General features: G+C 46.0%; 7 protein-coding genes. All 7 read left to right on the top strand.

Annotation, left to right across the window (positions count from 1 at the left end):
• Positions 1-1,788, top strand: a 1,788-nt coding sequence (locus A3761_RS11535) for a DNA internalization-related competence protein ComEC/Rec2 (RefSeq protein WP_197473022.1), incomplete at its 5' end; no start/stop codon positions are given.
• A 149-nt stretch (positions 1,789-1,937) separates the two neighbouring features.
• On the top strand, positions 1,938-2,573 hold the full coding sequence (locus A3761_RS11530) for a MotA/TolQ/ExbB proton channel family protein (protein ID WP_068508177.1): 636 nt from the start codon (positions 1,938-1,940) through the stop codon (positions 2,571-2,573).
• Positions 2,570-2,989 carry a biopolymer transporter ExbD gene (locus A3761_RS11525; protein ID WP_068508176.1) on the top strand — a complete coding sequence of 140 codons (420 nt, stop codon included), beginning with the start codon at positions 2,570-2,572 and terminating at the stop codon, positions 2,987-2,989. Before A3761_RS11530 ends, A3761_RS11525 begins: the two co-directional genes overlap by 4 nt.
• Before the next feature lie 35 nt (positions 2,990-3,024).
• Positions 3,025-4,794, top strand: coding sequence for a lipid A export permease/ATP-binding protein MsbA (msbA, locus tag A3761_RS11520; RefSeq protein WP_068516286.1), 1,770 nt, complete (start codon positions 3,025-3,027; stop codon positions 4,792-4,794).
• A complete protein-coding gene (gene lpxK, locus A3761_RS11515) occupies positions 4,787-5,839 on the top strand; it encodes a tetraacyldisaccharide 4'-kinase (protein WP_068516289.1) in 1,053 nt (350 codons plus the stop codon). The genes msbA and lpxK overlap by 8 nt, the downstream gene beginning before the upstream one ends.
• The gene (locus A3761_RS11510; RefSeq protein WP_068516292.1) at positions 5,832-6,017 is read left to right on the top strand and encodes a Trm112 family protein; all 186 of its coding nucleotides are present in this window, start codon (positions 5,832-5,834) and stop codon (positions 6,015-6,017) included. Before lpxK ends, A3761_RS11510 begins: the two co-directional genes overlap by 8 nt.
• Before the next feature lie 26 nt (positions 6,018-6,043).
• On the top strand, positions 6,044-6,500 hold a 457-nt coding region (kdsB, locus tag A3761_RS11505), incomplete at its 3' end, for a 3-deoxy-manno-octulosonate cytidylyltransferase (RefSeq protein WP_068750239.1).

Below are 6,500 nucleotides of genomic sequence, written 5' to 3'. Positions count from 1 at the left end.
ATTGTGGAGGTGCTCGAAAGTGCTGAAGATGAGGCTGGGTTCACATTGGCGGACCGAGTTCGTTCTAGCCTGAATTCATACCGTATGAGTTTAGGTGACTATCTCAATAACTTACTCCTAGATAAAGAACATAAAGGTCTACTTAGGGCCCTGATCCTGGGAGATCGGGGGCAAATTAGTCCTGGAGACTCACGAGTTCTGCAGTACACAGGAACACAGCATTTGCTTGCTATCTCGGGCCTGCATGTGGGGCTGGTGATGTTTTTTCTCTATAAGCTCTTGGTCTGGTCTGCTTTTCGAGTGCCAGTCGTTGCTTTTTTCGGCCTTGCTTACGTCATTATGGTTGGCGGGAGTGAATCTGCCATCAGGGCTTGGGTAATGTCTGTGTTGGCTCTGGTGCTTTTATCAGGGCGGTGGCGCAGAGACTATTTGGCGATTTATTGTGCCGCAATGTTTATGGTACTTTTATTCGACCCCCTATCGCCCATGAATATTGGCTTTTGGTATTCATTTATTTGTGTGGCTTTGCTTATATTGTTGTCACGGTTTGCACTAAATATGGATGCAAGCTGGCGTTCACTGTTGTTGCTGCAGTTGGTTTTGATTGTCGGCCTCGCTCCTATTAATGCCCTGATCGGCAATGTTCAGGGGCTGGCGAGCTTATTAGGAAATATGTTTGCCGTTCCTTGGGTTTCGTTGTTTGTTTTGCCTGTATCTTTAGTTGCTTTAGGTATCTCGTTTTTGAGTCGGCCAGTTGGTGAGATCTTGATGAGCTGTTCTGATGCTGGTTTAGAGTTACTGGTTCAGTATTTGTCATCTTTAATTGGTCTTTTAGCTGAGTTTTCTTTTGGGGCAAGCAATGTCTTATTAATTCCTTATGCGGTTTTATTCTTGAGCTTTGTTTTCTTTATTCGCAATTATCTGCTTCGGGCAGTGTTTCTGGCGGTATTGTTATTGGTGCTCTACACGCCTTCAGTGCTAAAGGAGCCGAAGTCCGAGGTCTTGGTTTTCGATGCGGGGCAGGGTTTGGCTATCGCATTGATCTGGGGCGGTCAGTACTGGCTCTATGATACCGGGTTAGCCTTGGGAAGCTATTCTCTGGTTGAAAGTGCAGTTTTCCCCTATTTCCGTGAACAAGAGTTGTTGCTGAATATTAGTGGGTTGATAGTGAGTCATGGTGACGCGGATCATGCGGGCGGAGCTGCGCGCGTTGAGGAATATTTGCAGCCTACGCACTTGTGGTCTGGCGAGCCGGGTCGTGTATCGGGCTTAATGAACGAAAAACCTTGCGCCGCTGGAATGTCTTGGGAGTATACGGGGGGGCGCCTGGAGGTTCTTTACCCTTTTGCGGCTGGGGCAGAATTTGGGGCGTCTTCAAATAATCGCTCTTGCGTGCTTCGTTTTACCTATCGGGGTCAGAGTTTTCTGCTCATGGGGGACTTGGAAGGAGAGGCTGAAATGCACTTAGTAGAGCGCTATCGAGATTCATTGAAGGCTGACGTTCTCATCGCGGGTCACCATGGTTCTGCAAATGCGACATCCATTGCCTTGTTAAAAAATGTTCAGCCTAAGATTCTGGTAATTTCGGCCGCTTATATGAATCGATTTGGTCATCCCCATGCAGATGTATTGGAAAGATCCAGGTTGATGGGAGTGGAAGTATTATCGACTGCTTCGCATGGCGCTCTAAGGTTTTTGTTAGGTGGAGAGGCTATAAATGTAGCGGTGGCACGCATCGAGCGAGAGACTTTTTGGTCAGTACATGAAGATAGTGTAAATAAAAACTAACGGGCTTTTCTAAATCTCTAAGTATGCTAAAGTATCGGCACTAAAATAAGCGATGATAGAAGCTGCTGTTCGTCAGTATTAGGCTTGGTATTTAGTCGGGTACCTTTGCTGGTCACAGCGGTTCGAAAATTACTTGGGGAGACTTCTGCGTGTTAGATTTATTGAAGCCGGGCGGCATAATCATGTTTCCTTTGCTGCTTTGTTCGGTATTGGCGCTGGCAATCATTATTGAGCGTTTCTGGACTTTGCGGGTCAGCCGATTGGCACCAAAGGTTTTGGTTCAGGACTTGTGGGCTGCTATCAAAAAGAAAGAACTTAACTCGCGTAAGTTGAAAGAGTTAAAAGAAGCTGCACCGCTAGGTCGAGTTCTTGCAGCTGGTTTGGCAAATGCTCGTCATGGTCGAGAGATCATGAAAGAGAGCATTCAGGAAGAAGCCAGTCATGTGGTGCATGAAATGGAACGCTTTTTAACGGCACTTGGAACGATTGCTGTGATTACGCCTTTGTTGGGCTTGTTGGGTACCGTTATTGGTATGATTAAAGTCTTTGCTCAGTTGCAGCTAGAAGGTGCCGGTAATGCCGCTGCTCTAGCGGGTGGTATTTCTGAAGCATTGATAACGACTGCCGCGGGTATGACAGTTGCTATTCCTGCTCTAATTTTCCACCGTTATTTCTTACGCCGTGTAGATGAGATTGTCGTAGATATGGAGCAAGAGTCTTTACGCTTGGTCGAAGTTATCCATGGTGACCGTGAACCTTCACGTGATGGAGAACAGAGCTCTTGAATTTTAAACGTCAGTCCGGTGAAGAGGTATCAGTAGACTTAACGCCACTGATTGATGTGGTGTTCTTGTTATTGATTTTCTTCATGGTGTCTACCACCTTCACCAAAGAGAGTCATTTGGAAATTGATTTACCGCAGTCCAGTGCAGAGCCGGCGAAGCCAGCTGTAAAAGAGATTGAGGTGATTATCAATGCCAAAGGTGAGTATGCGGTAAATGATCGCAGCTTGGTTAATAACTCTGAAGACACGCTTAAAAAAGCCGTTCAGAAACTGTCTGAAGGTAACACTAAAATTCCGTTTATTATTACGGCTGATGCAAAAACTTCTCACGAATATGTAGTTAGAGTGATGGATGTTGCTGGGCAGTTGGGTTTTGTGCAGTTGAGTATCACAACGCAGCGGAATAAATCAAAATAGGCTGCTGTCTGGCAGCCTTTGTTTGTTGGTAGTCTATGAGTAAAGATTCGGAAGCCCTTCCTGAATTAAATGAATCAAATTGGGCGCTCTATCAGCGTCTGCTGGTTTATATAAAGCCACTAAAATTCTTTTTCATTCTTAGTATTATTGGTAACGCTATCTATGCGGGTGCGAGTGCGTTAATGGCTCAAGCTCTGGATACGGTCATTACCACCGTTGAAAATCCCACTGAAGAAAATCGCTTGATGCTGCCTTTGCTGATTTTTTCCTTGTTTGCAATGCGCGGGATAGGGGGGTTCTTGGGTGGATACTACATAGCTTATGTGGGGCAGAATATCGTTCACCGGTTACGCACCCAAGTGTTTGACCGGTATTTGAAACTGCCCAGTTACTACTTTGACTCAAACGCATCGGGACATTTGATTTCTCGAATTACCTTCAACGTTCAACAAGTCTCTTCAGCTGCAACTGATGCAATAACGGTGATTGTACGGGAGGGCTTGACTGTGATCGGCCTTTTTATTGTGATGATCAATGCTAACTGGAAATTGACCTTAATCTTTTTGGCAATTGGTCCAATGATTGGTGCCTTAGTAAGTTATGTGAGTAAGCGCTTTCGTAAGTTAAGTAAACGTATTATGGCATCAGTGGGTGATGTCACGCATGTAACCTCGGAGGTCGTATCGGGATACCGAGTGGTGCGCATATTTGGTGGGGAGAACTATGAGTCAAACCGCTTTAATCAGGCTAGTGAATATAACTTAAAGCAAGCTTTGAAGCTTGAAATGACTAAAGCTATCAGTACACCGGTTATTCAGTCTCTAGTCGCATTAGCGATCGCGGTTTTGGTTTGGTTAGCGCTCGCTCCAGATGTCCGTGGCGATATGACTGCCGGGAGCTTCGTGGTGATCATTGCCGCGGCAGCGACCATGGCAAAACCTATTCGTCAGTTAACTCAGGTAAATGAAAAGATTCAGCGAGGCTTGGCTGCCGCTAAGGACTTGTTTGCAGTGATTGATGCCGAACCTGAGAAAGATCAAGGAAGCTTCGAAAGTGCCAGAGTACAAGGTGCGATTGAGATTAGTGATCTTAACTTCGCTTACGAAGGAAGTAATAAAGCGATCCTGAAGAATATTGATTTATCGATCAAGCCTGGTGAAACCGTTGCTTTGGTCGGCCGCTCCGGTAGTGGTAAGTCGACACTGGCGAACCTGATTCCACGCTTTTACGAAGCCCAATCTGGCAGCATTACCTTAGACGGTGTGCCAGTCGAAGACTATACCTTGCGTTCTCTTAGAGATCAGATTTCATTGGTTACTCAGCAGGTGACCTTGTTCAACGATACCTTTACCAAGAATATTGCCTATGGAGGCTTGGAAGGTGCTTCGATCGAGGATGTACAAGAGGCTGCGAGAAAGTCTAATGCATTAGCGTTTATTGAGGATAAAGACCTGGGCTTTGATACAGAGCTTGGCGATAACGGTGTCTCGTTGTCCGGTGGGCAGCGTCAACGTATCGCTATTGCACGAGCCTTGCTGAAAGATGCGCCAGTGTTGATTCTCGATGAGGCGACCTCAGCCCTGGATACAGAGTCAGAAAAAGCTATTCAAGGTGAGTTGGAGGTATTGATGGAGGGACGTACAACAATTGTGATCGCGCATCGCCTATCGACTGTAGAAAATGCAGATAAAATTGTAGTGATGGACCAAGGTCGTGTAATCGAGCAGGGAACACATCAATCACTTCTGGCTGCAAATGGTGAGTACGCCAAACTTTACAATATGAACCTGGCGGACGATGCCTAGTCAGGATCAGCAACGTGCTGCTTCAACGAGCATAACCGATGCTTGGTACCAAGGTGCTGCTTGGCTATACCTGCTGGCACCACTGTCACTTATCTATATGCTTATTTTGGTCATACGGGCATGGCTATACCGCTTAGGTTTTAAGACCTCATATCGTTCCAGTTTACCCATTATAGTGGTTGGCAATATTACGCTCGGCGGGACTGGAAAGTCACCATTGGTTGCATACTTGGTGCAAGCGCTTCAGGAAAGAGGCTATCAGCCTGGTATCGTCAGCAGAGGGTACGGTGCATCAATTCCATCTACAGAGTGTCGAGAAGTGTTAGCCGATAGCTTGCCTGAAGAGGTGGGTGATGAGCCACTCATGCTAAAGCAAGCGCTTGATTGTCCGGTATTTGTTAGTCCTAATAGAAAGCTCTCAGTTCAGGCACTGGAAGCTCAAGGTTGTAATGTTGTTATAAGTGATGATGGCTTGCAACACAATGCGCTACAGCGTGATGTGGAAGTTTGTGTTTACGATGGTCAAAGAGCCTTGGGTAATGGATATTTACTTCCGATGGGGCCTTTGCGTGAAAGCCAGTCTCGAATGAAGAAGCTGGACTTTCAGGTGATCAACGGTGCTGATGATTTACCTGGCGTGAATTCATCAGAGCCTTACATTCGAATGGATTTACGACCAGGCAACTTACTGCCGTTGAAGGCTGATCCCGGTCAGGATGGTCTCAATCAAGCCTTAGCTTTGGATAAATTGTCGGGTCAGCCGGTAAATGCTGTTGCTGCCATTGGCAACCCGGAACGCTTCTTTGAGGTGCTTGAGCGCAGTGGTATGATTGTTATGCGTCATGCCTTCGAAGATCATCATGCTTACTCTATCGATGATTTTGGCTTTTCGGAAACGCTTCCGATCATTATGACGGAGAAAGATGCTGTCAAATGTCGTTCTTTAGGTTTGTCAGATGCCTGGTACTTGCCTGTAGAAGCTGAGCTGAGTGCTAACTTGGCCGATTTGATTATTGAAAAAATAGAAGGAAATTCTCGTGGATAAAAAACTACTTTCGGTTTTGGCTTGCCCTTGTTGTAAGGGGGAGTTGCAATATGACCAGGAAAAACAGGAACTGATCTGTCGAGTAGATGCTTTGGCGTTCCCAATACAGGATGACATTCCAGTGATGCTTGAGACTGAAGCGCGGACTCTTACAACTGATGAGAAACTGGGTAAATAAGCACACACACAGAAAAGGAGGGACGTATGTCTTTTAAGGTCATTATACCTGCTCGCTATGCCTCTACCCGTTTGCCGGGTAAACCTCTGTTGGATATTGCCGGAAAGCCGATGATTCAGCGGGTTTATGAGCAAGCTTGCTTATCAGATGCCGAAGAAGTTGTTATTGCGACAGATGATGAGCGTATTGAAAAGGTCGCTTTGGGCTTTGGTTCCAAGGTTGTGATGACTTCTGCTGAGCACCCTTCGGGAACAGACAGGCTGCAGGAAGTAGTTGCCAAACTTGCTTTGGCAGATGATGATATTGTTGTCAATGTTCAAGGTGATGAACCGCTTATTCCGCCAAAGGTGATTAATCAGGTTGCTAAGAACTTGTCATTAGCCCCAGGTGCCGGCATTGCAACTTTGTGTGAGTCGATAGTCAAAGTAGAAGATGTTTTTAATCCGAATGCAGTAAAAGTGGTGTTTGATCTCAATGGTATGG

The organism is Oleiphilus sp. HI0123 (assembly GCF_001635315.1).
Note: the sequence above shows the minus strand (reverse complement) of the source record. Positions and strands in the feature narration are given on the sequence as shown.